Annotated in this window: 4 protein-coding genes; 2 read left to right on the top strand and 2 right to left on the bottom strand. The window is 32.7% G+C overall.

What is annotated here, in order from left to right:
• On the top strand, positions 1–181 hold a 181-nt coding region (locus ADA55_RS30845), incomplete at its 5' end, for a hypothetical protein (RefSeq protein WP_226990547.1).
• Here the strand turns inward: ADA55_RS30845 and ADA55_RS25775 are convergent.
• Both ADA55_RS25775 and ADA55_RS25770 read right to left on the bottom strand, forming a co-directional pair.
• Positions 143–859 (bottom strand): class I SAM-dependent methyltransferase, encoded by a 717-nt coding sequence (locus ADA55_RS25775; protein ID WP_048689139.1) that lies wholly within the window; start codon positions 857–859, stop codon positions 143–145. The genes ADA55_RS30845 and ADA55_RS25775 overlap by 39 nt on opposite strands.
• A 367-nt stretch (positions 860–1,226) precedes the next feature.
• On the bottom strand, positions 1,227–1,526 hold the full coding sequence (locus tag ADA55_RS25770; RefSeq protein WP_048689135.1) for a hypothetical protein: 300 nt from the start codon (positions 1,524–1,526) through the stop codon (positions 1,227–1,229).
• Between the two features lie 345 nt (positions 1,527–1,871).
• Between ADA55_RS25770 and ADA55_RS25765 the strand changes: the two genes are divergently transcribed.
• Positions 1,872–2,092 (top strand): hypothetical protein (locus ADA55_RS25765; protein WP_048689134.1); only part of this gene is annotated, 221 nt, incomplete at its 3' end.

Here is a 2,092-nt window from a genome sequence, read left to right as displayed (position 1 = left end):
CGTTAGTTCATTAAGAAAAGCGATTCTTATTAAAGAATCGCGCCCGATTGCTGAATATAATAATTGTCTCTCTTTCATTCTTTCGTTTCTAAATAATAAAATTGTCAAAGTAGATAAGCAAATCGTCAAAGAAATCCCTTATTTATTTTACACTGTGAAAAATAAAAGATTTGGTTTCTGAAGTTGCTTGTTTAAACTCCCAATCTCCATAAACTTGGAATTGTGAAAAGCCTACTTGTAGTAATGATTCATGGATTTCATCTTGTGTTCGGAATTTTAATTGCATCTTTTTATGAATTACTACTTCTTCTGTACGTGCATTTTTCACAGTTTCATAAAATGTAAAAACATCTTCTATAAATCCCTCGTATTCTGTCCATATTTCAAGTGTATCACCAGTCATCTGATTCGTTGCAATATCAGGTGTCATATCCTTTTTCCACTGTTCCCACGCCTTTGCTAATGGGTTACGTGTATCAAAGATAAAATGTCCTCCAGGCTTTAATGCTCGATATGCATCTGAAATGACATGTTGCCAACTTTCATCTGTAAGAAATACTTGCGCAACATTCGCTGTCATTATAACGGCATCAAACGCATTTGTTTGTAATTTTGAGCTATCACCAACAATCCAAGTCACTTCGTCTGGATACGCTTTGTTTTCCGCATATTCGATTGCTTCTTCATTCGGGTCAATAGCTGTAATATGATAGCCTACTTTCGCAAAATGCGTTGTCAATCTTCCAGTTCCACAACCCAAATCAGCTATTTTTTTAACATTTACCTTCTTTAACAGTGCTAAGAAGAATTCATCGTCTTTACCCCAGCTATTAATTTGATCATATACTAATGGAATCATTTATTTACCTACTTTCTAAATCATACTTATTTTTACCTTTATATTTGGCAAAGTACTTTTACCAGTACCTGTACCACAAATTATTTTCACTTAATTACTTCGATTGGATTACAATTTCTTCTTCCGCAATATGGCCCTTTAATGGAATAACATAAACAACTTTAATGTTACTTAACAGTATTCCTTATGGAACTATCCTGCCCCTTTAGTTCATTAAGAAAAAAGACGATTCCAGACGGTGTAAATGGTTATTTTGAGGGGGCATTGAGGTGTTTTTTCAAGTCTCCAGAACTTATAAGAATTAGACAAAAAAAGCCCTAGAACCTAGGGCCATCAATTTGAAGGTGTTTTTTGTCTAAAGTGAATATTAGGTGTAAAAGACAGCAAGTGTGGTGAATAATGAAATTGTGAAAAGAACAACCAAGTTTCCAATTATTCCGGTCATTTTTAAAGAGCCTTTTTCACCGATTAGTGCTAGTAAGAATCCACATATCGGAGCTATTATTATAATTCCAAATATGGTGTAGCCAAAAATACCATTATTTCCAAAATCGCTATCAGGAATTGAAGTAGCTTTATAATGTCCTAAAATCAAAGTCAAAGCAAATAAAAGAATGGTAACAACAAAACAAGAGATGGAAAATATGCTGAACTTCTTTTTAGTCACGAAAGTTCCTCCTTGTTAAAAAAAATATGTATATAATATACATAATACACACAAAATGGAATTTTGAACAAGGTGAAAATGACTGATTATAACTTTAACCCTTTTTAATATAACTTTTAGACGTCGCTTTAATAAGGGGGAGTATCAGGAAAATGCGGATTTACAATGCTAAGGAAATTTCACCTATTAAAAAAGCCGATTTCCATCTCAAGGAATCGACTTTTTTAGTTATTCTTAATGAACTAAGCACCCGTTAGTTCATTACTTTTTTTAGGTTATACTTATAAGGTATTATATTCGGAACTTTTATAGCGTCAGTTCGTATATTTTATAGGAGGGGATAGTATGGAGAATAAAAAAGAGACAAATGTTTTAAAAGATGCGGCTAAATCTTTTGTTAAAGGGGTTACTTTTGGTAGTGTTTTTGATCCAGATATGAGAGAAGAAAAGGCAGATAAAACCAAAGAATTTACTGATAAAGAAATTATTGATCATTTATCAGGAAGAAAGAAGCTCCCTGATGCGGATATTGAAGAGTTAAAAAGAGCAGCCAAATATAGAGGATT

The sequence above is a fragment of the Bacillus sp. 220_BSPC genome, assembly GCF_001054655.1.
Taxonomy (GTDB): domain Bacteria; phylum Bacillota; class Bacilli; order Bacillales; family DSM-1321; genus Peribacillus; species Peribacillus frigoritolerans.
The sequence above is the reverse complement of the archived record's forward strand: the minus strand, read 5'-3'. Positions and strand labels throughout refer to the sequence as shown.

Bases quoted from the DNA above. Each gene is read 5' to 3' on its own strand.
- ADA55_RS25775 (WP_048689139.1), bottom strand. From the start codon at position 859: ATGATTCCATTAGTATATGATCAAATTAATAGCTGGGGTAAAGACGAT.